This window comes from Streptomyces sp. 71268 (assembly GCF_029392895.1).
Classification (GTDB): domain Bacteria; phylum Actinomycetota; class Actinomycetes; order Streptomycetales; family Streptomycetaceae; genus Streptomyces.
This window is the reverse complement of record NZ_CP114200.1, coordinates 8168837-8195114: the sequence shown is the minus strand read 5'-3', so window position 1 is coordinate 8195114 and position 26278 is coordinate 8168837. Positions and strand designations below refer to the sequence as shown.

At 74.8% G+C, this 26278-nt stretch carries 18 protein-coding genes and 1 pseudogene; 8 read left to right on the top strand and 11 right to left on the bottom strand.

Annotation, left to right across the window (positions count from 1 at the left end; all coding sequences use genetic code 11):
- A pseudogene (gene egtC / locus OYE22_RS32570) lies at positions 1-822 on the top strand (ergothioneine biosynthesis protein EgtC); the annotation flags it as partial.
- Positions 823-1064: 242 nt separating this feature from the next.
- Positions 1065-2033, top strand: coding sequence for an L-histidine N(alpha)-methyltransferase (gene egtD, locus OYE22_RS32565; RefSeq protein WP_277323791.1), 969 nt, complete (start codon positions 1065-1067; stop codon positions 2031-2033).
- 107 nt (positions 2034-2140) lie between these two features.
- On the opposite strand, the gene OYE22_RS32560 is transcribed toward egtD, so the two are convergent.
- Together OYE22_RS32560 and OYE22_RS32555 are read right to left on the bottom strand one after the other, a co-directional pair.
- Complete coding sequence (locus tag OYE22_RS32560; protein WP_277323790.1) at positions 2141-2992, bottom strand: metallophosphoesterase; 852 nt, start codon at positions 2990-2992, stop codon at positions 2141-2143.
- 210 nt (positions 2993-3202) lie between these two features.
- Complete coding sequence (locus tag OYE22_RS32555) at positions 3203-3943, bottom strand: VTT domain-containing protein (RefSeq protein WP_277323789.1); 741 nt, start codon at positions 3941-3943, stop codon at positions 3203-3205.
- A 366-nt stretch (positions 3944-4309) separates the two neighbouring features.
- Between OYE22_RS32555 and OYE22_RS32550 the strand changes: the two genes are divergently transcribed.
- The gene (locus tag OYE22_RS32550; protein ID WP_277323788.1) at positions 4310-4771 is read left to right on the top strand and encodes a universal stress protein; all 462 of its coding nucleotides are present in this window, start codon (positions 4310-4312) and stop codon (positions 4769-4771) included.
- A gap of 182 nt (positions 4772-4953) precedes the next feature.
- Positions 4954-5172 carry a dodecin gene (locus OYE22_RS32545; RefSeq protein ID WP_277323787.1) on the top strand — a complete coding sequence of 73 codons (219 nt, stop codon included), beginning with the start codon at positions 4954-4956 and terminating at the stop codon, positions 5170-5172.
- A gap of 67 nt (positions 5173-5239) precedes the next feature.
- On the opposite strand, the gene OYE22_RS32540 is transcribed toward OYE22_RS32545, so the two are convergent.
- On the bottom strand, positions 5240-6283 hold the full coding sequence (locus OYE22_RS32540) for a phosphatidylinositol-specific phospholipase C domain-containing protein (RefSeq protein ID WP_277323786.1): 1044 nt from the start codon (positions 6281-6283) through the stop codon (positions 5240-5242).
- Between the two features lie 600 nt (positions 6284-6883).
- Here OYE22_RS32540 and OYE22_RS32535 point away from each other — a divergent pair.
- Positions 6884-7084: a hypothetical protein gene (locus OYE22_RS32535; protein WP_277323785.1), complete on the top strand. Its 201-nt coding sequence runs from the start codon at positions 6884-6886 to the stop codon at positions 7082-7084.
- Positions 7085-7109: 25 nt separating this feature from the next.
- Here OYE22_RS32535 and OYE22_RS32530 read toward each other — a convergent pair whose 3' ends face one another.
- Positions 7110-10337, bottom strand: a complete 3228-nt coding sequence (locus OYE22_RS32530) for a cytochrome P450 (RefSeq protein ID WP_277323784.1) — start codon at positions 10335-10337, stop codon at positions 7110-7112.
- 106 nt (positions 10338-10443) lie between these two features.
- On the opposite strand from OYE22_RS32530, the gene OYE22_RS32525 reads away from it, so the two are divergent.
- Positions 10444-11124: a PAS domain-containing protein gene (locus tag OYE22_RS32525; RefSeq protein WP_277323783.1), complete on the top strand. Its 681-nt coding sequence runs from the start codon at positions 10444-10446 to the stop codon at positions 11122-11124.
- A 456-nt stretch (positions 11125-11580) separates the two neighbouring features.
- A complete protein-coding gene (locus tag OYE22_RS32520) occupies positions 11581-13059 on the top strand; it encodes an amino acid permease (protein ID WP_277323782.1) in 1479 nt (492 codons plus the stop codon).
- 120 nt (positions 13060-13179) lie between these two features.
- On the opposite strand, the gene OYE22_RS32515 is transcribed toward OYE22_RS32520, so the two are convergent.
- Complete coding sequence (locus OYE22_RS32515; protein WP_277323781.1) at positions 13180-14610, bottom strand: choice-of-anchor A family protein; 1431 nt, start codon at positions 14608-14610, stop codon at positions 13180-13182.
- Positions 14611-14868: 258 nt separating this feature from the next.
- The gene (locus OYE22_RS32510; protein ID WP_277323780.1) at positions 14869-17397 is read right to left on the bottom strand and encodes an excinuclease ABC subunit UvrA; all 2529 of its coding nucleotides are present in this window, start codon (positions 17395-17397) and stop codon (positions 14869-14871) included.
- 411 nt (positions 17398-17808) lie between these two features.
- Between OYE22_RS32510 and OYE22_RS32505 the strand changes: the two genes are divergently transcribed.
- Complete coding sequence (locus OYE22_RS32505; RefSeq protein ID WP_277323779.1) at positions 17809-18792, top strand: aminoglycoside phosphotransferase family protein; 984 nt, start codon at positions 17809-17811, stop codon at positions 18790-18792.
- 199 nt (positions 18793-18991) lie between these two features.
- Here the strand turns inward: OYE22_RS32505 and OYE22_RS32500 are convergent, their stop codons facing one another.
- The 5 genes from OYE22_RS32500 to OYE22_RS32480 form a co-directional block, all read right to left on the bottom strand.
- Complete coding sequence (locus OYE22_RS32500) at positions 18992-20953, bottom strand: ABC transporter ATP-binding protein (RefSeq protein ID WP_277323778.1); 1962 nt, start codon at positions 20951-20953, stop codon at positions 18992-18994.
- Positions 20954-21076: 123 nt separating this feature from the next.
- Entirely contained in the window at positions 21077-22732 is a 1656-nt protein-coding gene (locus OYE22_RS32495) for an ATP-binding cassette domain-containing protein (RefSeq protein WP_277323777.1), read from the bottom strand.
- On the bottom strand, positions 22729-23613 hold the full coding sequence (locus tag OYE22_RS32490; RefSeq protein WP_277324429.1) for an ABC transporter permease subunit: 885 nt from the start codon (positions 23611-23613) through the stop codon (positions 22729-22731). The genes OYE22_RS32495 and OYE22_RS32490 overlap by 4 nt, the downstream gene beginning before the upstream one ends.
- Before the next feature lie 128 nt (positions 23614-23741).
- Positions 23742-24695 (bottom strand): ABC transporter permease, encoded by a 954-nt coding sequence (locus OYE22_RS32485; protein WP_277323776.1) that lies wholly within the window; start codon positions 24693-24695, stop codon positions 23742-23744.
- Positions 24692-26278 carry an ABC transporter substrate-binding protein gene (locus tag OYE22_RS32480; protein ID WP_277323775.1) on the bottom strand — a complete coding sequence of 529 codons (1587 nt, stop codon included), beginning with the start codon at positions 26276-26278 and terminating at the stop codon, positions 24692-24694. The genes OYE22_RS32485 and OYE22_RS32480 overlap by 4 nt, the downstream gene beginning before the upstream one ends.

Sequence of the window (26278 nt, the reverse complement as noted above, 5' to 3'; positions counted from 1 at the left end):
ATGTGCCGTCATCTGGCCTACCTCGGGGACGAGGTGTCGATCGGGGCGCTCCTCACCCGGCCGGCGCACTCCCTGACGCGGCAGTCGTGGGAGCCGCGCCGGCAGCGGCACGGGACGGTCAACGCGGACGGTTTCGGCGTCGGCTGGTACGCGGCCGGGGACCCGGTGCCCGCCCGCTACCGCAGGTCGGGGCCCATCTGGGCGGATCCGTCGTTCGCGGACCTGGCGCGGGTGGTGCGCACCACGGCGCTGCTGGGCGCCGTGCGGGACGCGACCGAACCGGGGGCGGACGGGGAGGCCGCCGCCGCGCCGTTCGGCGGCGGGCCCTGGTTGTTCAGCCACAACGGATCCGTACGGGGCTGGCCCGGGTCGGTGGCCGGCCTGGTGGGCACGGTGGAGCCGGAGGCGCTGCTCGGCATGGAGGCGCGCAACGACGCGGCGTTCGTGTGGGCGCTTGCGCTGCGCCGGTTGCGCGCGGGCACGCCGCTGGGCCAGTCGCTGGCCGAGACGGTCGTGGCGCTGGACGCGGCGGCACCCGGTTCGCGGCTGAACCTGCTGTTGACCGACGGGGCCACCATCGCCGCCACCACCTGGGGCGATTCGCTGTGGTACCGCACCGAGCCGGCGCCGGCCGGCTCCGGCCCGGCCAGCCGGGCCGGGGCGCGTTTCGGCCAGCGGGCGCCGGACCTTGGTGAGCTGGCGTCGGGCGGTGCGGTGGTCGTGGCGTCGGAGCCGTACGACGACGATCCGCGCTGGGTCGAGGTGCCCGACCGCACGCTGGTGACGGCCACCCGGTCCGGCGTCCGGCTCACCCCGATCGAGCACCGGGCGGCCTCCGAGGGGCACCCGGGGGCGGACGGTGGTGCGCGCGCCGCCGCGTCGGGGGCCGCGCCCGGGCCGGGGCCCGGCGCGCCCCACCGGTCGCCGTCCGCTCCCCCGCCGCCGGCGCGGCCCGCGGCCCGCGGGGCCGACCGGCCGCAGCCGGTCGCGCCCGGCCATGGTCGCGCCGCGCCGCACGCCGCCCCGCCCCAGCACCTGTCGCCGCAGCACAAGGAGTCGTCACCGTGAGCCCGTTCGCCCTCACCCGCACGCTGCCCGACGACGCGACGGCCGCGGCGCTGCGCGCCGACGTCTCCGCCGGGCTGACCGCCGAGTCCAAGTGGCTGCCGCCGAAGTGGTTCTACGACGCGCGCGGCAGCGAGTTGTTCGAGGAGATCACCCAACTGCCGGAGTACTACCCCACCCGCGCCGAGCGGGAGATCCTGGCCGCTCGGGCCCCCGCGATCGCCGCCGCCACCGGCGCCCGCACGCTGGTGGAGCTGGGGTCCGGCTCGTCCGAGAAGACCCGGCTGCTCCTGGACGCGCTGCCCGACCTCGCGGCGTACGTTCCCGTGGACGTCAGCGGCAGCGCCCTGGAGCTGGCCGGGCACGCCCTGCTGGCCGAGCGGCCGGGGCTGACCGTGCACGCCCTGGTCGCCGACTTCCAGCAGGTCCTGGCCCTGCCGAAGACGCCGGGGCCACGGCTGCTGGTCTTCCTCGGGGGCACGATCGGCAATCTGTTGCCCGCCGAGCGGGCCCGGTTCCTCTCGGCCATGCGCGCGCTGCTGGCGCCCGGTGACGCCCTGCTGCTCGGAACCGACCTGGTCAAGGAGGAGGAGACGCTGCTGGCGGCGTACGACGACGCGGCGGGTGTGACCGCCGAGTTCAACAAGAACGTGCTGTCGGTACTCAACCGCGAGCTGGGGGCCGACTTCGACCCCGCCGACTTCGCGCACGTCGCGCACTGGGACCGGGAGCGGGAGTGGATCGAGATGCGGCTGCGGGCCACCTCGGCGCTGACCGTGAAGATCCCCGCGCTCGACCTGGCTGTGTCCTTCGCGGCCGGCGAGGAGTTGCGCACGGAGGTCTCCGCGAAGTTCCGTCGCGCTGGGGTCGCCGCGGAGTTGTCCGCGGCGGGGCTCGACCTGCGGAACTGGTGGACGGACGGCGCCGAGCGGTTCGCGCTGTCGCTCGCCACGCCGGTGGCGCCGTGACCGGCTGACGGTCTCCCGTGAGCGCGCTGGCCGCCGGGCTCCCGCCCGGCGGCCAGTGTCGTGTGTGCCGCGCGTCCGCGCTCGGCTTCTGGTGCGTCAGCGTCCCGTCAGTGCGCGACCCGGGGCAGCACCGGGCGCAGCAGGTTGTCGGGCAGGCCGCGCCGGCGCCACTCGCGCGGGTAGCCGAGCGAGACCTCCTCGAACCGCACGCCGTCCTCGGTGGTCACGCGCGGGATGTGCAGGTGCCCGTAGATGACGGCGGCGGCGTTGAAGCGCCGGTGCCAGTCGGCGGTGAGCTTGGTGCCGCACCACAGGGCGAAGTCCGGGTAGTACAGGACCTCGGTGGGCAGCCGGGTGAGCGGCCAGTGGTTGATGAGCACCGGCGGAGCGGCCGGGTCGATCTCGGCCAACCGACGCTCCGTCTCGGCCACCCGGGCCCGGGACCAGTCCTCCTTGGTCGGGTACGGGTCCGGGTGCAGGAAGTGTTCGTCGGTGCAGACCACGCCGCTCTCGTAGGCGGCGGCCAGCGCCTCTTCCTGGGTGTGCCGGGGGTTGGCCCGGAAGGTGTAGTCGTACAGCGTGAAGACCGGGGCGATGGTCAGCGGGCCCCCGGCGCCCTCCCAGACCAGGAACGGGTCCTCGGGGGTAGCGACGCCCACCGAGCGGCACATCTCGACCAGCGCGTCGTAGCGGGCGACGCCGCGCAGCTCCACCGGATCCTTGGGGTGGGTCCACAGCTCGTGGTTGCCCGGCACCCAGATGACCTTGGCGAACCGCTCGCTGAGCTGCCGCAGGGTGCGCTCGATGTCGCCGAACACCTCGCCGACGTCGCCCGCGACGATGAGCCAGTCCCCGTCCGAGCCGGGGCGCAGCTTCTCGCTGATGGCGCGGTTGTCCTCGTAGCTGACGTGCAGGTCGCTGATGGCGAGGAGGTCGCCTCGGTGCGCGCCGCCGCTCATCGGGGCGACACCGTGGTCGCGGCGGCCCGCACCCTGGGGTGGGGTCGGCCGGTGACCTCGGCCGCGTGCTGTATGTCTACGCCGTCTTCGACGGACGTGCCGCGCATTCGTTTCTCCCGTTCTCGCCACACCGTGCTCTAGCGGGGCCGTTCAGCAGGCCGTTCCCCAAGAGGATCGCATAGTGCGGGAGTTAGCGGCGAGCGATGGCGGTCACGGTCGGCGCGGAGGTGAGCCCTGTTCACCGGGGTCGCCGTCGGGCCCGGACGAGCCGCCGGGGCCGGCGCTGTGTCGGGCCCGGAGTTGGATGAGGGCGCTGCTGAGGGCCACCAGGAGGGAGATCCCGCAGCCGATGGCGATGGCCTGGAGTTCACCGCGGGCCGCCGCGCTGCCCAGGTAGCCCAGGCCGACCGAGTAGAGCGCCCAGATGGACTCGGCGATTCCGGCGCCGATCAGGTAGCGGTACAGCGGGTAGCCGATGGCGCCGGCGCCGAGCGCACCCACCAGCCGGCCGCTTGGCAGGAAGCGCACGGCGATGACGAACGGCACCCCGTGCCGCTGTATCTGGCTGGCCGACCATCCGAGGAGCGCCTTGCGCCGGGGTGTGCGGGCGGCCCAGTGGCTGACCCGGTCCCTGAACCGGCCGCCGAACCAGTGCAGCAGCCCGTCGCCCAGCAGGGCGCTGCCGGCGACGACGCAGAGCACCAGCGCGATGTCGAGGCTGCCGCGCGCGGCGAGCACCCCGCTGGTGACCAGCAGGGCCGAGTTGGGTACCAGCGGCGGCAGGGTGGTGATGACCAGCAGCGCGTAGGCCCAGGCCGCGCCGTGCGTCAGCTCCTGCTCCAGGCCACCGGCCAGGGCCGGCCAGGCGGCCACCGTGGTGGCGTACGGGACGTCGGGGCCGACGAGGCCCACCAGGGGTGTCAGGGAGTGGGCCAGTGGTGCGGTGTCCATGCGGCCACCTCTCGTCGGGTGCCGCGATGGCAGCGGCACGCCCGTAAGGCAACGCTGACAAGGATCGGCGCGCCGAGGCAACTCAAAATCGAGAACGAGAGCGGCACCTGCCGATCTGTCTCACTTGTTCCTGCCCCCGGGCGCCCGGGGGCAGCCCCCGCCGCGCTCGCGCGCCGCCTGTCCACCCTCGCGCGCCCGGGCGCCCCGGCGGGCACGCGCGTGCGAGGCCGTCGGGCGGCGACAGCCGGCCCTGTCGGGTGGTCGGCGCGGTGCGGGGCGCGGTCGCGGGCCTGGTCGGGCCCGTGGCTGAGCCGCACGCGCCGGCCGGCCACCGGGGGCGACGTACCGACCGTTAACCTCACACCCGTGGTGGACAAGACTCCCGGACAATTCGAACGCGGTACGGACGGCCCGAAGGTCATCGTGACCGGCCTCGACGGCTCGCAGTCCTCGTGGCGCGCGGTGGCGTACGCGGCAGGGCTGGCCAGGCGGCAGAACGCGCTGCTCGCCGTCGTGTACGTGCAGCCCGTGCTGCCGGCGAGCGCCGCCTTCGGGGCGCCGGTGGCGGACACCACGGGCGAGGTCGCGGAGGAGCTGATCGCGGAGATGCGGGAGGCCACCGAGCGGCTGCGGGGTGTCTTCGAGGTGCGCTGGGAGTTCCACACGCACGTCGGCGACCCGTACAGCGGCCTGGTCTCCGTGGCGGACCAGCTCAAGGCCGACGCGGTGGTGGTGGGCGCCTCGGAGCAGGCCGGGCACCGGATCGTGGGCTCGGTGGCGATTCGGCTGGTCAAGGCCGGGCGGTGGCCGGTGACCGTCGTTCCCTGACCGGGCCACCGACCCGGCGCCGACGGGTCGCGGGGCGCGCGGGGAGCGGGCCCGGGCGTGCGGTGTCCGGCGCGTGCGGCGCCGGGGTGGTGCCGGACGCGGGTCCCGGCTCGCGCCGGGCGCCCGGGTGGGGCACGGTGGTGGGGACCGAGCAGCACCCCAGTGACCGGGGAGTTTCAGATATGTCCAACCACACCTACCGGGTGACCGAGATCGTCGGCACGTCGCACGAGGGCGTGGACGCCGCGATCCGCAACGGCATCAGCCGCGCCGCGCAGACCGTACGCAACCTTGACTGGTTCGAGGTCAAGGAGGTACGCGGGCAGATCGAGGACGGCAAGGTCGAGCACTACCAGGTCGGCCTCAAGGTGGGCTTCCGCCTGGAGGAGCCGGGCGCGTAGCCGAGCCGCCGCGCGGCGGGACGGCCCCGGGGCGGGCCGGTGGCCGTCCGCCGGCCGTGGCGCGGGGTCAGCCGCGCGGGACCACCGTGGCAAGGACGCTCGGCAGCGGGTACCAGTCGGCGGTGGCGAAGCTCGCGTGTCGGGCGGCCAACTCGCCGACCCGGGTGCGGGCCTGCTCCTCGGTGGGGCGGGTGCCGTCGATGGCCGGCGGCACGCGGTGGGCGTCCGTCATGACCAGCAGGTAGTGGCGCCGGTCGTACCACGCGGTGTCGATGGCATCGCCCGCGTAGCTGGTCGCGTCGCCGTCGAAGAGCACGAACCACGGCCGGATCGCCGGGTCGCGATAGCGCTCGCGCGGGTCGCCAGCCGCCGCACCGTGCACGGCGGGGAAGGCGGCGGCGCGGCCGAGTTCGCCACGGGCGGCCAGGTCCCGCAGGTGGGTGGCGTACTCGCGGTCGGTCCACAGCGTGTCCAGCGGGTTGTTCTCCTCGACGGTGCCGGGGATCAGCTCCACGATGAACTTGCCCGCCAGCGCGCCGCGCGTGGGCCAGCCCCTGGCCCGGACCGCCTCGTCCAGGGTGGCGTGGCCTGCGGCCAGGTCGCCCGGCCGGAACAGGGCGTCGCCCAGGGTCTCGCCCAGTAGCGCGTCGAGCTCGTCGGGGCCCCGGCCGCGCTTGTCGTTGAACCCGTCCTTCAGCTCGATCTTGATGAGCAGCGGACGGTGGCCGGGGTGTGCGTCGTGCCAGGTCCGCATGTCGGCCAGGCACCCCGGCAGGCTCTGGTCCCGCTTGCCGCCGCGCAGTTCGGCCGGGGAGGCCGCGCCCGCGCAGTTGTTGTCGTTGCCAAGCGGGTTGCTGTGCGACACCCGCCACCCGGGCCCGAACGTGTTGGTCCACACGTCGAGTTCGAGCAGCCCGGCCCCGGAGTCGAGGGCGTCCGCGAAGTAGGGGAAGGCGCCCTTCTCGTACGCGTTGTGCACGCCGACCGAGGTCGTCGCCGAGTACGCGGTGTCCGCGCCGGCGCGCTCACCGGCTCCGGCCGGGGCCGCGCCGGCGACCAGGGCCGCCAGTGCCGCGATGGTGACCGTGCTCCGCAGTGCCGTCTTGTTCATGTCCCCGCCCCCGTCGACTCCACCACACGCCTGCCGTCGCCACCGCGCGTCAGCGTACGGGACGGGCCCCGCGGCCACCACGGTGGGGTTCGGCCGAAGACGAGCCGGCAGCGGGGCTCCGTTGCGGGGTGGTCTTGCTGCCGTGAGTTGGCTCAAAAGCCCACATTGGAACGGGGGTTGACGAAGGCCCCTTGGCGACCGGCGTCGTGCACAGCGTGGGCACCCCGATGAGCGTGGTCGCCCCGAGCGGCACCCCGGGAACTGGCCGATGGGGCTCGTCCCCCGCGTTGGGCGGATCTGGTGTGGGCTGGTCCGACGGCGACGGCGACGGCGCGCGGGCCCCGCGTCGTTCGGCCTCACCCTCCGCGCACCGCGGCGGCGTCGTACGCCGGTGCGGTGCGCGACTGGCTGTCGTTCGTCACGCGTCGCGTGGCACCGCCGCTTCGGGTCGGAGGACGGGAGCCGACGAGCGACCCTCGTCCGCGGCCGGTGCCGCAATCGTTCGGATGATGTTGCGCGCCCCGCCGTGACCTTGCGGCCGTTCGAGTGGATACGCAGGTCGACGCATGGTCCGATGAACAGTCAAGGCGAGGAGACGACATGAACTTCAAGCTGTCCGCCGTGGGGGCGACGCTGCTGGTGTCCGCGATGCCGGCCGGGGTCGCGCACGCCGACGAGACGCACACCAACTCGCACAACGCCCCGGTCGTGGCGCTGATCTCCACCGGTCAGATCGACGACCCGATGGAGGACGTGTTGGAGCACGCGGCCATCTTCGGCCAGACCAGCGTGGTCGACTGAGGCGACCTCGGCGGGCCGGGCGGGCTCAGCCGGCGGCGTAGACGTCCTCCACGTACCGCCCTTCGGCGACCAGGGCGCCAAGCCACCGTTCCGCGTCGGCGGCCGAGCCGCCCGCGTGGGCTTTGTGGACATCACGGAAGGCGGCGCGCACCCCCGGCGCCATCGCCCGGCCGTCACCACACACCCGGACCCGGGCCCCGGCAGCGAGCAGCGACCAGACCTCGTTCGCCTCAGCGGCGATGCGGTGCTGGACGTAGCGGCCGTGCAGCTCGGGCCGGGTGCTGAAGGTGGGGCGCAGGGTCACCGCCCCGGCCCGCTCGGCCGCGCGCAACTCCTCGGCGTGCAACAGGTCCGCCTCTGGCGCGTCGCAGCCGAGGTAGAGCAGCGCGGGGGTGCGCTGCCCGGCCGCCACCCGGTCGGCGACGGCGGCGCGGAACGGAGCCAGGCCGGTGCCCGCCGCGACCATGATCACCGGCGTGGGGTCTGTCGGGTCGAGCCGGAAGGCGTCGCGGCAGGGTTGGACGCGCGCCCACACCCGCTCCCCCGGTCGCAGCCGGTGGGCGTAGCCGGAACCGACTCCGCCGGCCTGGCGGGAGACCATCAGGTCGGCGCTGCCCGGGCGCTGGGCCGGCGCGGAGGAGATGGAGTAGTGGCGCGGGCGCAGCGGCGGCAGCAGGTCGAGCAGGACCGGCCACGGCAGCGCGCCGCGCAGCGCGGGGTTGGCCTCGACCAGGTCGATGACGGTGCTCGGGTCGTCGGCGGGCAGGGCCGTGAGCGCCGCGCGCTCGGGCGGGCAGGGGTGGTGCGCGGCGAGGGCGGCACGCTGGTCCGAGGTGGCTCGCGCGCCGAGTTCCAGGTGGTGCGTGAGGAGTTCGCGGACGGTGAGCGGGTGGTCGACGGGCAGGCTGGTGCGGCCGGGGCGGGTGGCGCGGATGTCGAGGAGGGCGTCGGGGCGGACGCCGAGGGCGCGCGCCGCGCGGTCCACGGCCTCCGGCGCGTTGGCGGGCAGCAGCGCGAGGTGGTCGCCGGTGCGGTAGCCCGTGCCGGCGGGCAGGTCGAGCCGGAGGAAGCGCTTGGGCTTGTGGTGGCCGGGGGCGGTCAGGTCGTGGGCCTCGGTGACGGTCATCGCGGTCAGGCCGTGGCGTTCGACCAGCGCGTCCAGCGGGCCGCCGCGTACCTCGGTGACGGTGTAGCCGGGTCGCGCCGCGGACTCGTCCTGGCCGGTGGCCGCAGGGTCCCCGTACCGCTCCAGCAGCGCGCGACGCAGCCCGCTGGTGAACATCCGCACGGTGTCGGCGAGTTCGCCGGAGACGTCGGCCTCCGCGCGGGGCAGCAGGCGGGTGGCGCCGAGCGCGCCCAGACGGTCATCGACGTGGGTGGGCACGTGCTGGTAGGTGTCGGCCCAGTTGCGGTCGCCGACGCCGAGCACGGCGTACGTCACGCCGCGCGCGGCGCCGGCCGGGGCGTCGGTGAGCCAGCGGACGAAGCGTGCCGCGTCGTCGGTGGGCTTGCCGTTGTACGAGGCCGCCACGATGACCACGGGGCGGTCGGTGGGCAGTTCGCCGGCGTACGCGTCGAGCGCGGCCACCTCGGTGGCGCAGCCGATCGCCGTGGCCTCGTCGGCGAGGTGGTGGGCCAGTTCACAACAGGTGCCGTAGTTGCTGCCGTGCAGCAACAGCGCGCCGGTGCCCTGGCGGACGCGGCGCGGCAGGCCGGCGTCGGGCTCGGGGGTGGCCACGGCCGGGGGCCGGGCCGCGAGTGCGGTGGGCGCACCGGGCAGGGACCGGTTCGCGCGCCGGTCGGCGGCGGTGCGCGGGCGGGGGGTGAGGGTCAGGCCGTCCGGCTTCAGGGTCAGTGTTTCCTTGACGCGCAGCCGGTAGTCGGCCTGGTCGACCAGGCGGTAGCGGTGCGCGAGCAGGCCGAGCAGCATGGTCGCCTCGTGCAGCGCGAACTGCCGTCCGATGCACGCGCGCTGCCCGGTGCCGAAGGGCTTGTACGCGTGCGGCGAGCGCTCCTGCTCCGCCTCCGGCGTGAAGCGCGTGGGGTCGAACAGCTCGACGTTGTCGCCCCAGGCCGCCGGGTCGCGGTGCAGCATGGGGATCAGGACGGTGACGCGCTGGTCGGCGGCGAGTGGGTACCGGCCACCGACGACGGTGTCCGCGCGGGGCTGGCGGGTGAAGCCCGGCGCGGTGGGCCACAGCCGGAGCGCCTCGTTCAGCACCTGCCGGGTGAAGCGCAGCCGGCCGATGTCCTCGAAGGCCGGGGCGGGGTCGGGGTCGTCGCCCCACAGCTCGTCCACCTCGCACTGGACCAGGCGCAGCGCGAGCGGGTCCTTGAGCAGGTGGTAGAGGGCGAAGGACAGGGCGCCGGAGGTGGTCTCGTGGCCGGCGATGAGGAAGGTGATGACCTGGTTGCGGATGTTGGCCAGGTCGAGCGGGGTCTGGTCGGCCGGGTGCCGGGCGGTGAGCATGAGGCCGAGCAGGTCGTCGCCGGAGCGCTGGCCGGCCGGCCGTGTGGCCGCGGACGCGGTGCGGGCGGCGATGACCTCGTCCACGACGGAGGCCAGGTAGTCCGTATCCGCGCGGAACGCCTCGTCCTCGGCCCGGTAGTCGCCGCCCTGGGCGCGGCCGACGGAGGTCATGCTCCACTGGAGACAGCGCACCATGGAGTCGATGAAGGGGTGTGGGGTCTCCCGCGCGAACGAGTCGAAGTCGAAGCCGAAGCCCACGAGTCCGATCGTGTCCAGCGTCATCCGGGTCATGTCGTCGGCGACCTCGACCGGGGCGCCCGCGGCGGCGTGCCGGTCCCAGCGTTCGACGACCCGGCGGGCGACGCGGAGCATGGCCGCGTGGTAGGTCCGCATCGAGCCGTGCGCGAAGGCGGGCATGAGGATGTCGTGCGCCTTGGCCCAGTTGGGTTCGTCGTTGTACGCGGTGAACAGGCCGTCTCCCGCGAACTCGCGCACGCTGTGCAGGGTGGGTGAGATGCCCTTGGCGAAGCGCTCCTCGTCGGCGAGGTCGGTGACCAGCTCAAGGGAGGAGACGAACAGCGTGTCGCGGCCGTGCAGCCGGCGGCGGAAGATCGGTCCGTGGTGGCGGGCCAGCTCCATGGCCTGTTGCAGGGGCGAGGGCCCGAGGCCGGTCGCCGAGATGTCCACGAGCGGGATGGTGTCGAGGGAGCGGGGCGCGGCCCGGGGCGGGGTGCTGGGAGTCGCGGCGCGGCCTTCGGCGCTGAGTAGGTGTGTGTCGTTCATGTCTCCAGCGTCACCAGCCCGGTTGGCCGGCTACCGCTTGGTCACTGCATGATTGTGCAGTGGTTTCTCACGGGCCGCACTTGCGGACGAGGCGTGGAGCGGGGCGATGGCCAAGGGCGGCGCGGGTGGTGCCGGTGGTGCGCGGAGCGCGGGTGGTGCGAACGGTGGTGTGGAGCGTCCGGGCGGCTGGGGCAACTACTTCCTGACACTGCTGGATCGGCTGCCGTTGCCGGTCGCGGTGTCCCGGTCCGACGGTGAGGTGCTCATCGCCAACCCGGCCATGGCCAACCAGTGGGGCGAAGCGCCCGGTCGGCTCAACGGGCGCAACCTCCTCGACCTGTTCCAGCCACGGGACGGGGCGCAGTTGGAGCGGCTGGGCGAGGCGCTGCGTCTCGGTTACCGGTCCCGCTACCTGGTGCGGGTGTGTTGGCGGATGGGCGGGGACGGGGCCGAACGGGAGGGCGAGTTGAGCATCGACCCGGTCGGCGACGCCGCGCCCAACCGGCCGGCGCTGTTGGTGCTGTTACGTGTGGGCGACGAGTGCCCCGCGCGGCCTGAGAGGGCCGAGGTGAGCCCGGTGGAGGAGCGGGTGTTGGCGCTGGCGGCCTCCGGCGCGACGACGGCGGCCATGGGCAAGGCCCTGGGCCTGACGGTCGACGGCGTCAACTACCACCTGACGCGACTCTCCCGGCGCTGGCGGGTGCCCAACCGTACGGCGCTGGTGGCGCGGGCGTACGTACTGGGCGTGCTGGCCCCCGGATCCTGGCCGCCCGCCGCGCGCCGCTGAGCCGGCCGGCCGGCGGCGCTCGCCTGGGCCGGTCCCCGGGTGTGGCCCCGGGACGGGGGGTGCGGGTGCCGGCTGCTGCCGCGAGGGGGTGGGCGCGCGGCCATCCGAGGTGCGCACGGTGACGAGCAGGTGGCCGGAAAACGCCGGTTCTTTGTCGGGGGTGGGCCACTGGCGTGGCGGCGGGGGCGTGGCCTCCAGGTGGCCGGTCGGGTTCCGGTTCCGCTTCCCGGGTGGCTGGCGGGCCGACGCCGGGTGGGTGGGGTCGGGTGGCGCGGCGTGGCACGGTCCGGAAGGCGACAGGGGCGTGGTCGTGGCCGGAAGACGGGGCCGTGGCGCGCGGACGGCGCGGGCCTCGGCATCCGACGGAGGCGGGAAATTGCCACGGAGCGGCGTCTATCTTCCTCCCCGGCGCTGGGCCATCATGATCCGCCGTCAACTGTCGGCGGGGAGGACATCATGGCCAGACTCCGACCAGGGCACGGCGTACTGCGACGCAAACCCATAGCGACCATCGAGGAGGCCGAGGGCGCCGCGAGCGAGCAGCTCAGTCGGAGCCTCGGCCTGTGGCACCTGACGGCGATCGGCGTCGGCGGCATCATCGGCGCCGGGATCTTCACCCTGGCGGGCACCGTCGCCAACGGGACGGCCGGGCCCGCCGTGCTGATCTCGTTCCTGATCGCGGGCGTGGCGAGCGCGGCGGCGGCCTTCTCCTACGCGGAGTTCGCCGGGCTCATCCCGAAGGCGGGCTCCGCCTACACCTACGGCTACGCGGTCCTCGGCGAGCTGGTGGGGTGGCTGATCGGCTGGGACCTGCTGCTGGAGTACACGGCCATCGTGGCGGTCGTGGCCATCGGCATCTCGGGCTACTTCTCCTTCCTGGTGGGAGAGATGGGGGCCGACCTGCCGAACTGGATGCTGGGCGCGCCGGGCACCGGCGACGGTCACAAGGTTGACCTGTTCGCGCTGGTCCTGTGCCTGTTCGTGGCGTACCTGCTGAACCTCGGCATCAGGAGCGCGGCCCGGTTCGAGATGGTCGTGGTGGTGCTGAAGGTGCTGGTGGTGCTGCTCGTGATCGTCGTGGGCTTCTTCCACGTCGACACCGGCAACTACTCGCCCTTCTTCCCGTACGGCGTCGGCGGCGCCTTCACCGGGGCGGCCACGGTCTTCTTCGCGGTCTTCGGCTACGACGCGATGAGCACGGCGGCCGAGGAGTCCAAGGACTCGCAGCGCCACATGCCGAAGGCGATCCTGTACTCGCTGGCCATCTCGATGGTGCTGTACGTGCTGGCCTGCCTGGTCCTGACGGGCATGCAGAACTACACGGAGGTGGACGCGGAGAGCGGCTTCTCCACGGCCTTCAAGTCCGTGGGGCTCGGCGGCATCGCGGACGTCATCGCGGTGGGCGCGATCATCGGCATCCTCACCGTGATGTTCACCTTCATGCTGGGTGTGACGCGGGTGTGGTTCTCCATGAGCCGGGACGGCCTGCTGCCGAAGTGGTTCGCCAAGACACATCCGACGCGGCGCGTGCCGACCCGGGTCACCTGGATCGCGGGCGTCGCCTCGGCCGGGATCGCCGGCTTCGTGGAGATCGGCGAGGCGGCCGAGCTGACCAACATCGGCATCCTGCTGGCCTTCGTCGTGGTCTGCGTGGCGGTGATCGTGCTGCGTTACCGGCGCCCCGACCTGCCGCGCTCCTTCCGCTGCCCGGGCATGCCGATCGTGCCGCTGATCGGTGTGGGCGCCTCCATCTGGCTCACGACCTACCTCCAGTGGCACACCTGGGTGCGCTTCGCGGCCTGGTTCGGCATCGGCCTGATCGTCTACTTCGCCTACTCCTACCGGCACTCGGAGCTGGCCAGGCCGGCCGCGGGTGGTCCGGCGGGGCTCACCGGGCCCGCCGCCGGGGCGGGCGGGAAGCACGGGCGGGACTGACGGCCGCTCACCCCGCGACCGCGCGGCGCGAGCAGGGCGCCCGGCCGGGAGCGGAACTCCGGCCGAGCGCCCGCGCGCTGTCGGCTACCCGGGCACCACTCGGCGGGCCCGGGGAGGGGCTCAGCCCAGGCGCCGCCGGCGGACGAGCACCGTCAGGGCCGTGCCCACGGCGATGGCGAACGCCGCGGCGCCCATCACCCAGGGGTTGCCGAGCGCGCCGGTGAGCGCGAGTTGCCCGTCGTCGCTCTCGCCTCCGCCGCTACCGCCGGCCGAGGACGCGCCGCCGGCCCCGGCGGGCGCGGTGGGGTCGGCGGTCCCGACCGGAGCGCCGGTCGGGCCGGTGACCGACGCGCTCGGCTCGACGGTCGGAGCGGTCGGCCCCGTGGTCGGGGTGGTCTCCGTCGGGCTCGGCTCCCCCGGCTCCGTCGGGCCGGTCGGGTCGGTCGGACCGGTCGGCTCCGTCGTCGGCCCGGTCGGGGTGGGCGTCGGGGTGGGGGTGGGCGGGGTGCCGCAGGACGGCAGGTCGCCGGTGAACGGGTAGCCGTGGAACTCCGCGCCGGAGGAGGCGGTGTGGTCCAGCGAACCCGCCGTGTAGAAGCGCCCGTTCATCCCCGGTACGGAGACCTTCGTCGTGCTCCGCGGCGAACCGACCAGGACGGCACCCTGGAACTGGGCGCTGCCCTTGATGGTGATCGACGAGGCGTCGGGGAAGTTCCACAGCAGCCGCTCGCGGAGGCCATCGGGACCGACGTCGTGGCCGACGTAGCTGCTGATGGTCCGGCTGTCGCCGAGCATGTTGACCAGGACGGTGGCGCCCTCGGGGATGCCCTCGAAGGCCATGCCCTGGTCGCCGCCGCTCGGGGAGACGAGGTCGAAGTCGACGTTGAAGACCTGGAGCCGGGAGCTGCCGTCGCCACGGAAGAGGGTCTGGTGACCCTGGTTGACCGCGGTGCCGGTCGCCGGGCGGGCCCCACCGGCCACGTGCGCGTAGCAGCCGCTTGAGGTGGTCAGGGCGCCGCGCAGACCCGCGTAGGGGGCCGCGGCGTCGGGGGCGTGGACGGCGTCGGGCTCGGTCCGGCCGCTCCGCTCGCCGGCGTAGGTCACCTTTCCGGAGATCGAGCCCTCCTCGGCGAGCAGCCGCTGGCCATCGGCGACGGTGAGGTCACCGCCGACCGTCAGGAAGTCGGAGCCGTTGGGCGGTGGAACGCGCGAGCCGACCCCGACCACGCCGACGTTGTAGACGCTGGACCCGGAGGTCTTGTTCATCGAGAAGTCGCCCAGGGTGACGATCTTCCCCTCGGCCTCGGCGGCGGAGCCGCCGACCCGGAAGTCGCCGCCCACGAACACGTTGATGTTCTCGTCGTACCCGGCGACGGGCCCGTTGTTCGGGTTCTGCGCCGAGCCGGGGCAGGCCGGGCCCGCGCAGGGACCGAGGCCGCCCGGCAGCGGTGCGGCCGAGGCCGTGGTGGAGCCGAGGCCCAGCACCGTCAGGGCGGCGCCGGTGAGCACGGTCATTCCCGCGCCCAGTAGTCCTATTCGTTTTCTCTTCATAACGGACATCATGCTATAACGCGCCACATGGCTCATTTTGTAGGGTCACTTCACCTCCCATCTCCCCATACCGACACTCCACGACGGGCGGTCGAACCGGGCGTCGGCGCAGGCGGGAGGGGCACGGGCCGGTCGACACGCGCCGGGTGACGGGTGTTCACGCCGCGCTGGCCGACCGGCCCGGCGCCGGGGGCGCTGGCCAGCGGGCGCTGACGGGCGGCCAGCGCCGTACGGGGCACCGAGGTGCCCGGCGCCGTGTCAGCTCCGCAGCGCCGTCGCCAGGTAGGGGGCCGTCGCGCTGGTCTGGGAGGCGGCGACGGTGGCCGGCGGGCCGGCGGCCACGACGCGCCCGCCACGGTCGCCGCCGCCGGGGCCGAGGTCGATGACCCAGTCGGCACCGGCCGCGACGGCCATGTCGTGCTCCACCACGAAGACGGAGTTGCCGGCGTCCACCAGGCCGTGCAACTGCCGTAGCAGCAACGCGGTGTCGGCCGGGTGCAGGCCGGTGGTGGGCTCGTCGAGCAGGTAGACCGTGTGGCCCCGGTGCGCGCGTTGCAGCTCGGTGGCCAGCTTGATGCGCTGGGCCTCGCCGCCGGACAGCTCCGTCGCGGGCTGGCCGAGCCGCAGGTAGCCGAGGCCGACCTCGCGCAGCGCGCGCAGCCCGCGCAGGGCGGCGGGCACGTCCGCGAGGAAGTCGGCCGCGGCGTCGACCGTCAGCTCCAGCACGTCGGCGATGCTCGCCCCGCGGTAGGTGATCTCCAGGGTCTCGGGGTTGTAGCGGGCCCCGTGGCAGTCCGCGCAGGGGGCGTACGTACCGGGCAGGAAGAGCAGTTCGACGGCGACGAACCCCTCGCCCTGGCAGGTCTCGCAGCGCCCGCCGGCGACGTTGAAGGAGAACCGGCCCGCGCGGTAGCCGCGGGCGCGGGCCTCGTCGGTGGCGGCGTACACCTTGCGCACGGCGTCGAACAGGCCCGTGTAGGTAGCCAGGTTGGAGCGCGGCGTGCGGCCGATGGGGCGCTGGTCCACGCGGACCAGGCGGTCGACGGCCGCGAGCCCCTCGACCGCCACGGGCCGGGCCCAGGCGGCCGCGTCCGTCTCCCGCGCGTCGTCGGCGTCGGCGCCCGGTTCGTCGGCGGCGGGGTCGGCCGTGTCGCCCGCGCCGCCCAGGTGGTCGGTCAGCACCTCCGCGAGCACCTGGGTGACCAGGGTGGACTTGCCGGAGCCCGACACCCCGGTCACGGCGGTGAAGACGCCGAGCGGCAGCTCCACGTCGAGGTCGCGCAGGTTGTGCCGGCGTACTCCGCGCAGGGTCAGCCACCGCGCGGGCTGGCGCGGGGCGCGGGGGGCGGGCGGGGTCGCGGCGGGGAAGACGTAGTCGCGGGTGACGGAATCGGGCACCTCCGCCAGGCCCGCGACCGGGCCGCTGTAGAGCACGCGCCCGCCGTGCTCGCCGGCCCGTGGGCCGACGTCCACCACCCAGTCGGCGCGGCGCACCACGTCCAGGTGGTGTTCGACCACGAACAGCGAGTTCCCGGCCTCCTTCAACCGGTCGAGCACGGTGAGCAGGGCGGCGCTGTCGGCCGGGTGCAGGCCTGCGGACGGCTCGTCCAGTACGTAGACGACGCCGAACAGGCCCGAGCGCAACTGGGTGGCCAGCCGCAGTCGCTGGAGCTCGCCGGCGGAGAGGGTGGGGGTCGGGCGGTCCGTGCTGAGGTAGCCGAGGCCCAGCTCGGTGAGGACCTCGATGCGGGCCACCAGGTCGCGGGCGAGGGTCGCTGCGACCTCGGCGGTGATGCCGTCACCGGCGCCGTCGCCGGTTCCGGAGCCGGCCCCGGACCCGGCGGCCGCACCGGCCTCGGTGGCCGGTCGCAGGATCTGGACCAACCGGTCGAGCGGCAGGCTGGCCAGCTCGCCGATGTCGTGGCCCGCGAAGGTGACGGCCAGTGCCTCGGGCCGCAGCCGGCGCCCGCCGCACGCCGGGCACTCGGCGCTGACCAGGAACTGGCGCACCCGGCGGCGCAGGGTCTCGCTCTTGGAGTCGGCGAAGGTGTGCAGGACGTAGCGCCTGGCGCTCATGTAGGTGCCCTGGTAGGGGCGTTGGACGCGGTCGGCGTCGCGCACCGGGTGCACGGTCACCACCGGCTGCTCGTCGGTGAACAGGATCCACTCGCGGTCCTCGGCCGGCAGCTCGCGCCACGGTCGGTCGACGTCGTGGCCGAGCGCGGCCAGGATGTCGCGGAGGTTCTTGCCCTGCCAGGCCCCCGGCCAGGCGGCGATGGCGCCCTCGCGGATGCTCAGGTCCGGGTCGGGGACCAGGGACTCCTCGGTGACGCGGTGCACCCGGCCGAGGCCGTGGCACTCGGGGCAGGCGCCGGCGGCCGTGTTGGGCGAGAACGCGTCGGAGTCCAGCCGCTCGACGCCCTCCGGATAGCTGCCGGCGCGGGAGAAGAGCATGCGCAGCGAGTTCGACAGGGTGGTGACGGTACCGACGGACGAGCGGGTGGTGGGTGCGGACCGGCGCTGTTCCAGCGCGACGGCCGGCGGCAGCCCACTGATCTCCTCCACCTTGGGCGCGCCGACCTGGTGGATCAGGCGCCGGGCGTACGGGGCGACGGACTCGAAGTAGCGGCGCTGAGCCTCGGCGTAGACGGTCGCGAAGGCCAGCGACGACTTGCCGGAGCCGGACACGCCGGTGAAGACGACCAGCGCGTCGCGCGGAATGTCCACGTCAACGCCGCGGAGGTTGTGCTCGCGGGCGCCGCGCACCCGCACAAACGAGTCAGTCATCCCTCCATGATCAGCCCCGTGCCACCCGCCGCCACGCCGGGTCACCCCACCCGGTGCGCCGAGCGGCGGCGGGCGGGGCAGTGGCCGGAACCGGAGCGGTGGCCGGGGCCGGGCGCGGGGCCGGTGACCGGGGCCGGGGCGGCACCCCGCGACCCCAGCGGGGCCCAGACAGGCGCGGGCGAGCGCGGGCCGGCGCGGTCGCCGAAAACTCCCGCGAACTCCTCCCCCGAGCCGGCTTACCCTGCTCCCATGTCGCCCGCGTCGATACCTCCCGCCTTACCCACCGCTTCCCTCGGCCCCACCCTCCCGGTCGCCGGCCCGGCCGTGACCCCGGTCACGGCACCGGCCGCCGGGCCCGCCTGCCCCCTCGCCCCCGCCGGCACAACCCCCAGATCGTCCACGTCCCCGCCCGTGGCTTCGGGTCCCGTCGCCCGGTCGCGGGGCGGCCGTGCGTCCGATGTCGAGGGCTCCGCGCTGGTGCCGGGCGACCTGCCGGTCGTCACCGAGATGTCCAGGACCGCGTCCGGGCGGACGTGGCTCGCGGAGCTGCCGGCGCTCATCGCGGAGTTCCGGGACCGCTGGTCGCTGCGGCTCGGCCCGCCGATCCACGGCGGAAGCTGCTCGTGGGTGGCGCCGGCCGCGCTGCCCGACGGCGGCTCGGCCGTGCTCAAGCTGACCTGGCCGCACCGCGAGGCGGCCGGCGAGGCTGCGGGGCTGCGCACCTGGGGTGGCAACGGCGCGGTGCACCTGCTGGCCGCCGACGAGCGGCGGCACGCGCTGCTGGTGGAGCGCTGCGTGCCGGGGACCGAGCTGGGCGAGGACGGCCGCCACTCCCCCGACGCCCGGCTCGCCGCCGCGGCGGAGCTGCTGAACGGGCTGTGGTCCGCGCCGCCGCCCGCCGCCGGGCTCGAACGGCTCGCGGAGGTCGCCCGGGAGTGGGCCACGCTGGTGGAGCAGCGCATGGCGCGGCTGCGGCCCGACTACGACCCGGGGCTCGTGGCCATCGGCGTGGACCTGCTGCGGACGTTGCCGCGGTCGGCGACCCGCGAGGTCGTGGTGCACGGCGACTTCAACCCCGGCAACGTGCTGGCCAGCGAGCGTCGGCCCTGGCTGGCCATCGACCCCAAGCCGATGGTCGGCGACCCCGGCTACGACCCGTGGCCGCTGCTCACCCAGTTGGACGAGCCGTTCGAGCACGACGACCCGGCTCCGGTGCTGGCTCACCGGTACGCCCTGGTCGCGGACGCGGTGGGCGAGGACCCGCGGCGCCTGCTGGCCTGGTCGGTGGCGCGGACGGTGGAGAGCGCCCTGTGGTTCGCGGCCATGGGCGAGGTCGCCGACGGCGCGGAGGAGATGGCGCAGGCCGCTGCGCTGGCCGAGCTGGCGGGCCTGTGACGGCAGGGGCCGTGGCGGTACGGGCCCGGGTGGGGCGGCCCTTACGGGCCCGGTTCTCGTGTGGGCGGGCCGCCGGGGGCGTTCGGCCGTGAACGCGCCGGCGCCCTCCGCGTCACGGTGACGGGGAGGGCGCCGGCTTGGTGGGGCCGGCCTCGGGGGCCGGGGGTCAGTGGCCCGCGCGGTGGGCGGGGCCGGGTGTTCACGGGGCCGCCGTGGCCAGCGGTTCGGGAGCGTCAGGGCCCGCCGGAGTGGTCGGCCCGTCGGCGGCCCCGGCCCCGGTGCCAGCCTCGGTGTCGGTGTCCGTGTCGGCGAACTGGGTGCGGTAGAGCTGCTCGTACCGGCCGTGCTGGGCCAGCAGCTCGGCGTGGGTGCCCCGCTCGACGACCCGGCCCTCCTCGATGACGAGGATCAGGTCGGCGGCGCGCACCGTGGACAGCCGGTGGGCGATGACCACGGCGGTCCGGCCCTCCAGCGCCTCGGCCAGGGCCTCCTGCACGGCCGCCTCCGACGTGGAGTCCAGGTGCGCGGTGGCCTCGTCGAGGATGACCACCTGCGGCCTGGCCAACAGCAGCCGGGCGATGGTCAGGCGTTGCCGCTCGCCGCCGGAGAGCCGGTAGCCGCGCTCGCCGACGATGGTGTCGAGCCCGTCGGGCAGCGCCGCGATCAGCCCGTCGAGCCGGGCCCGGCGCAGCACCTCCCACACCTGCTCGTCGGTGGCGTCGGGGCGGGCGAGGAGCAGGTTGGCGCGGATGGACTCGTGGAAGAGGTGGCCGTCCTGGGTGACCATGCCGATGGTCTCGCGGACGGACGCGGCGGTCAGGTCCCGTACGTCCACGCCGTCGACGCGTACCGCGCCGGCGTCCACGTCGTACAGCCGGGGCAGCAGTTGCGCGATGGTGGACTTGCCCGCGCCGGAGGAGCCGACCAGGGCGACCATCTGGCCGGGCTCGGCGCGGAAGGAGACCTGGTGCAGCACCTGCTCGCCGCCTCGGGTGTCGAGCGTGGCGACCTCTTCGAGCGAGGCGAGGGAGACCCTGTCGGCGGCGGGGTAGCCGAAGTCGACGGCGTCGAACTCGACCGAGACCGGGCCCGGAGAGACCGTGCGGGCGTCCGGCTTCTCGGTGATCAGCGGCTCAAGGTCCAGCACCTCGAAGACCCGCTCGAAGCTGACCATGGCGCTCATGATCTCCACCCGGGCGCTGGCCAGCGCGGTCAGCGGGGCGTACAGGCGGGTCAGCAGCAGGGCCAGGGCGACGACGGCGCCGGCGTCCAGGCTGCCGCGCAGCGCGTAGTAGCCGCCGAGCCCGTAGACCAGGGCGAGGGCCAGGGCCGAGACCATGGTCAGGGCGGTCATGAACACCGTCTGGACCATCGCGCTGCGCACTCCGATGTCCCGCACCCGCCTCGCCCGGGCCGCGAACTCCGCCGACTCGTCGTCCGGGCGGCCGAACAGCTTGACCAGGGTGGCGCCGGGCGCCGAGAACCGCTCGGTCATCTGGGTGCTCATGGCCGCGTTGTGGGCGGCCGCCTCGCGCTGGAGCCGGGCCAGTCGGGCGCCCATCCGGCGGGCCGGCAGCACGAAGACCGGCAACAGGACCAGCGCCAGCAGGGTGATCTGCCAGGAGAGGCTGAGCATCACGCCGAGCGTCAGCAGCAGCGTGACGACGTTGCTGACCACGCCCGAGAGCGTGTCGCTGAAGGCCCGTTGGGCGCCGATCACGTCGTTGTTGAGCCGGCTGACGAGCGCGCCGGTGCGGGTGCGGGTGAAGAAGGCGACGGGCAGCCGTTGTACGTGGTCGTAGACGGCCCGGCGCAGGTCGAGGATGAGGCCCTCGCCGATGCGGGCGGAGAACCACCGCTGGGTGAGGCCGAGGCCGGCCTCGGCCACTGCGATGGCGGCGATCAGCACGGCGAGGCCGACGACCTCGCGTACCGCGTCGCCGTCCACGATGGCGTTGACCACCCAGCCGGCGACGACCGGTGTGGCGACCGCGAGCGCGGCGGTGACCACGCTCAGTACCAGGAACTTGATGATCTGTGGGCGGTGCGGCCTGGCGAAGCGCGCGATGCGGCGCAGGGCTGCCCGGGAGAAGGGGCGCTGGTCGTTCTTGGCGTTCATCGCGTGGTGGAGCGATGTCCAGGCGGTGACTTCCATGTCCATGGGGCTCTCCTCGATGGGTGGCGCACCGCCTGACCGGCGGTTCGAGACGAACGTATGACTTCAACAATTGTTTAAGTCAACACCTCGAACCGCCGGACCGATCCCCGTTCCCCCGACCGGCTGCTACGGCGGCGCCGGCTGGTCCGCGACGACGGTGTCGTCGGCCTCGCCGCCAGCGCCGGGCGCGTACGGCTGGCTCGCGGTTACGAGCGAGGCTGTGAAGGGGTGGCGCGGCGCCGTGAGGACCTGGTGGGCCGTGCCCTGCTCGACGATCTCGCCCGCGTCGAGCACGGCCACGCGGTGGGCGAGCGCGGCCGTCTCCAGGTCGTGCGTGATCAGGACCAGCGCCAGGTCCCCTCGGTTGCGCAGCAGCGTGGCGAGCAGGCGCAGGATGCCGTGCCGGGTGACGGCGTCGAGCCCCGAGGTGACCTCGTCGCACAGCAGCACCCGCGGCCGGGCGAGCAGGGCCCGGGCCAGCGCCGCGCGCTGCAACTCCCCGCCGGAGAGTTGTTCCGGCCGGCGCGCGGCCAGCTCCTCGCTCAGACCGGTGGCGGCGAGCGTCGTCGTGGCCTGCTCGCGCGCCGCGCCGGGCGTGGCCCCGCGCAGCCGCACCGCCGTGCGGGCCACCTGGTCGAGCACGGGCCGGTACGCGTCGAAGGCGGCCCGGGCGTCCTGGAACACGTACTGCACGGCGGCCAGTTCGGCCCGGGTACGGTCCCGCAGGCTACGCGGCAGCTCCGCGCCGTCCAGGAGTACCCGGCCCGCGAAGTCCCGGTGCAGCCCGGCCACGCAGCGGGCCAGCGTGGTCTTGCCGCTGCCGGACCGGCCGACCAGGGCCAGGGACTCCCCCGGGGCCACGGCGAGGTCGGCGCCGTGTACGACGGCGACCCCGCCCCGGCGCCCGCCGGCGCGGTGCCGCGCGGTGAGTCCCCGTACGACCAGGCCCTCGGCGCAGGGCGGGGACGCGCGGCGCGGGCCCGCGTCGTCCGTGTCCGCGCGGGCGGTGGGTGGCGCGGCGCGCGGGTGGCCGTGGGCGGGGGTCGGCGGCGGGGCCAGGAGCTGTCGGGTCCACGGGTGTCGCGGGTCGGTCAGGAGTCGGTCGGCTGGGCCCTCCTCGACGACCTGGCCGGCGCGCAACACCAGGATGTCGTCGGCCAGTTCGCGCACCACCTCCAGGTCGTGGCTGAGCAGGACGAGCGCGATGCCGCGCTGGGCCACGGCCGCGAGTTCGGCCACCACCCGGCGCTTGGTCAGCGCGTCCTGCCCCGTGGTGGGCTCGTCGGCGACGATGACGCGCGCGCCGAGCAGGAGCGCCTGGGCCAGTACGACGCGCTGTTGCTGTCCGCCCGAGAGCTGGTGCGGGTAGCGCTCGACGGTCTCCGGGCCGTCGGCGACGTGGGCCGCGGCCAACGCGCTGAGCACCCGCTCGCGGGCGGCGGCCCGCCGCCGCCCGCGCGGCAGCTCGCGCACCTGACGGCGGGCGATGTCGGTGAGCAGCGCGCCCACGCGCCGGGCCGGGTTGAGCACGGCCGCCGGGTGTTGGGGCACGTAGCCGGCGAGCCCGTCGGCGACCCGTATCTCGCCGCTGACGACGGCGCCCGCCGGGTAACTGCCGAGCAGGGCCAGGCCAGTGGTGGTCTTGCCACTGCCGGAGGCGCCGACCAGCGCGGTCACCCGGCCCGGCCGGGCGCGCAGGCTCACGCCGTCCACCAGGGCCCGGCCCGCCACCTCGATCCGCAGGTCCCGCACTTCGGCGACGGCCCGCACGTCGGCGTTCACCGGTGCTTCTCCTCTCCTTGGGTGGGGCGCGCGGAGCGCCGGGTGGCCCCGGGGCGGCCCTCGGCCGGGGCGCCCGCGCGCGGGCGGGCCAGGCGGCGCCGGGCTGGGCGGGGGCGGGCCGGGCGGTCGGCCCGGGGCGCGAGGGCGGCGTCGAAGAGCAGGTTGGTGCCCATCGACAGGCCCACGATCAGCAGCGCGGGTACCACCACCGCCCACGGCTGGAGGAAGAGACCGGTGCGGTTGCGGTCGACCATGACGGCCCAGTCGGCGGCGTCGGGCGCGACGCCCACGCCGAGGAACGCGGCGGTGGCCACCAGGTACAGCACGCCCGTCAGGCGCACGCCCGCGTCGGCGACCAGGGTGCGCCGGGTGGCGCGGCCGACGTAGCCCACCGCGATCCGCCACCAGCTCTCGCCCTGCATCCGCAGCGCCTCCACGGCCGGGCGGGAGGCCGCCTCCGCCGCCGACGCGCGGACCATGCGGGCCGCGTCCGGGATGTTGACCAGCGCCACCAGCAGCACCAGGCCCAGCGTGCCCGGGCTGTAGACGGCGGCGACAAGCAACACGAGGAGCAGCGACGGCACGGCGAGCAGCACGTCCAGCGGGCGCATCAGCGCCTCCTCCAGCCAGCCACGGCGGGTCAGCGCCGCGGTGAGGCCGACCGGCAGGGCGACGACGTAGGACAGGAGCGTCGCCGACAGCGCGACGAGCACCACCGAGTGGCCGCCGAGCAGCACCTGTCGCCACACGTCGCGGCCGACGAAGTCGGTGCCGAGCCAGTGCCCGTCGCCGGCGGTGAAGGACACGCCCCGCTCCCCCGCCTCGCCCGCGAACAGCGGCCCGAACAGGGCGAGCAGCAGCGGCGGGGCGAGGACGAGCAGGCCGAGCGCGAACCTGCCGGGCGCGGGCCGGCGCCGGCGCGGCGCGCCGGGCGTCGGCTCCGGTGGGGTGCTGGCATGTGCGGTGGTGGGGGCGGTCGGGGCACCCGGGGTGCGGGGATCGGTCGGGTTCACGCGGCTACCCCCGTACGCGGGGCGAAGCGGTGCGCGACCAGGTCGGCGGCGAGGTTGAGCACCACCGCGAGCAGGCCGAAGATCACCGCGAGGCCCTGTACCACCGGCACGTCGCGGGCGGCGACCGCGTCGATGAGCACCGTGCCGAGCCCGGGGATGACGAACAGCGCCTCCACGACGATGACGCCGCACAGCAACCAGTCGACGGTGCGGGCCAGTTGCTGGGCCGCGGGCGCCACGGCGTTGGGCAGCGCGTGGGCGTAGCACACGCGGGCCCCGCTCACCCCGTAGCGGCGGGCCTGCGCGGCGTACGGGGCGGCCAGCGCGTCGATCATGCCGGCGCGGACCAGTCGGCTGATGGAGCACACCGGTCGCGACAGCAGTACGAGGACCGGCAGCACCAGCACGGCGGGGTGGGCCAGCAGGTCGGTGCCGTAGCCGACGGCGGTCGGTGGCAGCCAGTCCAGGCGCAGCGCGAAGACGGTGACCAGGAGCACGCCGAAGGCGAACTCCGGCACCGCGTACACGCCGAGCGTCACCGAGCTGATGAGCCGGTCCAGGGCGCCGCCCTCGCGGCGGGCGGCGAGCACGCCGAGCCCGACCGAGATCGGGACCAGCAGCGCCACCGTGAGTGCCGCGAGCACCAGCGTGGGCCCGAAGCCGGCGGAGAGGTAGTCGGCGACGGGTCGGCCGGACGCCAGCGAGGTGCCGAAGTCGCCGCGGAGCAGCCCGCCGGTCCAGTCCGCCAACCGCTCAAGGGCGGGCCGGTCGAGGTCCATCGCCGCGCGGATCCGCTCGATGCGTCGCGGGTCCGGGTCGTCGCCGGCCAGCGCGACAGCGGCGTCGCCCGGCAGCGCCTCGGTGAGCGCGAAGACCAGCAGCACCACGGCCACGGTCTGCACGAGGCCGAGCAGCAGCCGTCGGGCGAGCCAGGAGCGGAGCGATCTCACCGCAGCCACACCTTGTCGAAGCGGGCCCAGTCCAGGGTGTTGGCGGGCGCGCCGGAGCGCACGCCGGCCACCTTCCTGGTGGTGCCGACGATCCAGTCGGCGAAGCCCCACACCAGGAAGCCGCCCTCGGTGTGCAGGCGGCGCTGCATGCGCTCGTAGACGGCGGCGCGGGCCCGCGGGTCCCTGGTGGACTGGGCCTGCTGGTACTGGGCGTCGAAGTCGCGGTGGCGCCAGTGGGTGGCGTTGGTGGAGGAGTCGGTGAGCAGCCGCTGTGAGATGTGCGACTCGATGGGCATGGCGCCCGAGCGGTAGCAGCACAGGGTGCCGGAGTTCAGGACGTCGCTCCAGTAGGTGTCCTTGCTGCCGGACCTGACCTTGACGGTGACGCCGGCCTTGGCCGCCTGGTCGCGGAAGATGCCGGCGGCCTCGGTGAATCCGGCGGCCACCTCGGAGGTGTCCAGGGTGACCCGCAGGTCCTCGGCGCCGGCCTGCTTGAGCAGGTGTCGGGCCCGGTCCAGGTCCTGTGCGCGCTGCGGCAGGTCGGCCGCGTAGTACTGGTAGCCCTTGCCGAACAGGTCGTTGCCGATCTCGCCGGCCCCCGACAGCGCGCCGTCCACCAGTTCCTGGCGGTCGGCGATGAGGAAGAACGCCTGGCGCACCCGCGGGTCGTCGAACGGCGCGCGGTCGGTCTTCATCGCGAACGCCTGCATGGCGCTGTTGCGCAGTCGCACGATGGCGATCTGGCCCCGGTTCTCGTGGGCGCGCGCGGTGGCGGGGTTGAGCTCGTGCGCGTACTCGACCTGCCCGCCGAGCAGCGCGTTGATCCGCGCGGACTCCTCGTTGGCGATGACGAACTCCAGCTCGTCCAGGTAGGGGGCGCCGTCCCAGTAGTCGTCGTAGCGGCGCACGGCGCACGAGCGGCCGGGGGTGAAGGAGACGAAGCGGAAGGGGCCGGAGCCGATCGGCCGGTCGAACCGCTCGGTGTCGCGGGGTATGACGTACGCGCCGAACGCGGCCAGCACGTTGGGGAACTCGGCGGTGGGGCGCTTGAGGCGGAACTCGACGGTGCGCGCGTCCAGGGCGCGGCTCGCCTTCAGGTCGATGGGCTCCAGGGACGCCTTGGCCCGGTAGGTCTTTCGCGGGTCGGCGATGCGGCGGTAGCTGTAGAGCACGTCGTCGGCGGTGACCGGCCTGCCGTCGTGGAAGGTGGCCTCGCGCAGGGTGACCTTCCAGCGGTCGAGCCGGGGGCCCGGCTCCCAGGAGGCGGCTAGGCGGGGCTTGGCCGACATGTCGGCCCCGCAGTCGGCGAGCTTGTCGTAGAGGGCCTTGGCGCGGGCGGCGTCGGCGAACAGGTTGCTCAGGTGCGGGTCGAGCGTCTCGGCCGCGCCGCCACCGGCGAACGCCGCGCGCAGCCGGCCGCCGCGCCGGGGCTTGCCGTCCCCGCCGGCGGCGCCGGCGTCCTCGGCGCCGCCGCCACAGCCGGTCAGGGCGAGGGCGCCGAGGCCGGCCGCGGCGCCGGCGGCGAGGAACCCGCGCCGCCGCAGAGCGGGAAAGGCGCGGTCGGGGTGAGCGGATGCGGTCAC

Excerpts from the sequence above, each read along its gene's own strand:
- OYE22_RS32560 (WP_277323790.1), bottom strand. The coding sequence starts at position 2,992 with ATGAGCGGCGGCGCGCACCGAGGCGACCTCCTCGCCATCAGCGACCTG.
- OYE22_RS32555 (WP_277323789.1), bottom strand. The coding sequence starts at position 3,943 with ATGGACACCGCACCACTGGCCCACTCCCTGACACCCCTGGTGGGCCTC.
- OYE22_RS32545 (WP_277323787.1), top strand. The coding sequence starts at position 4,954 with ATGTCCAACCACACCTACCGGGTGACCGAGATCGTCGGCACGTCGCAC.
- OYE22_RS32540 (WP_277323786.1), bottom strand. The coding sequence starts at position 6,283 with ATGAACAAGACGGCACTGCGGAGCACGGTCACCATCGCGGCACTGGCG.
- OYE22_RS32535 (WP_277323785.1), top strand. The coding sequence starts at position 6,884 with ATGAACTTCAAGCTGTCCGCCGTGGGGGCGACGCTGCTGGTGTCCGCG.
- OYE22_RS32530 (WP_277323784.1), bottom strand. The coding sequence starts at position 10,337 with ATGAACGACACACACCTACTCAGCGCCGAAGGCCGCGCCGCGACTCCC.
- OYE22_RS32525 (WP_277323783.1), top strand. The coding sequence starts at position 10,444 with ATGGCCAAGGGCGGCGCGGGTGGTGCCGGTGGTGCGCGGAGCGCGGGT.
- OYE22_RS32520 (WP_277323782.1), top strand. The coding sequence starts at position 11,581 with ATGGCCAGACTCCGACCAGGGCACGGCGTACTGCGACGCAAACCCATA.
- OYE22_RS32515 (WP_277323781.1), bottom strand. The coding sequence starts at position 14,610 with ATGAAGAGAAAACGAATAGGACTACTGGGCGCGGGAATGACCGTGCTC.
- OYE22_RS32510 (WP_277323780.1), bottom strand. The coding sequence starts at position 17,397 with ATGACTGACTCGTTTGTGCGGGTGCGCGGCGCCCGCGAGCACAACCTC.
- OYE22_RS32500 (WP_277323778.1), bottom strand. The coding sequence starts at position 20,953 with ATGGACATGGAAGTCACCGCCTGGACATCGCTCCACCACGCGATGAAC.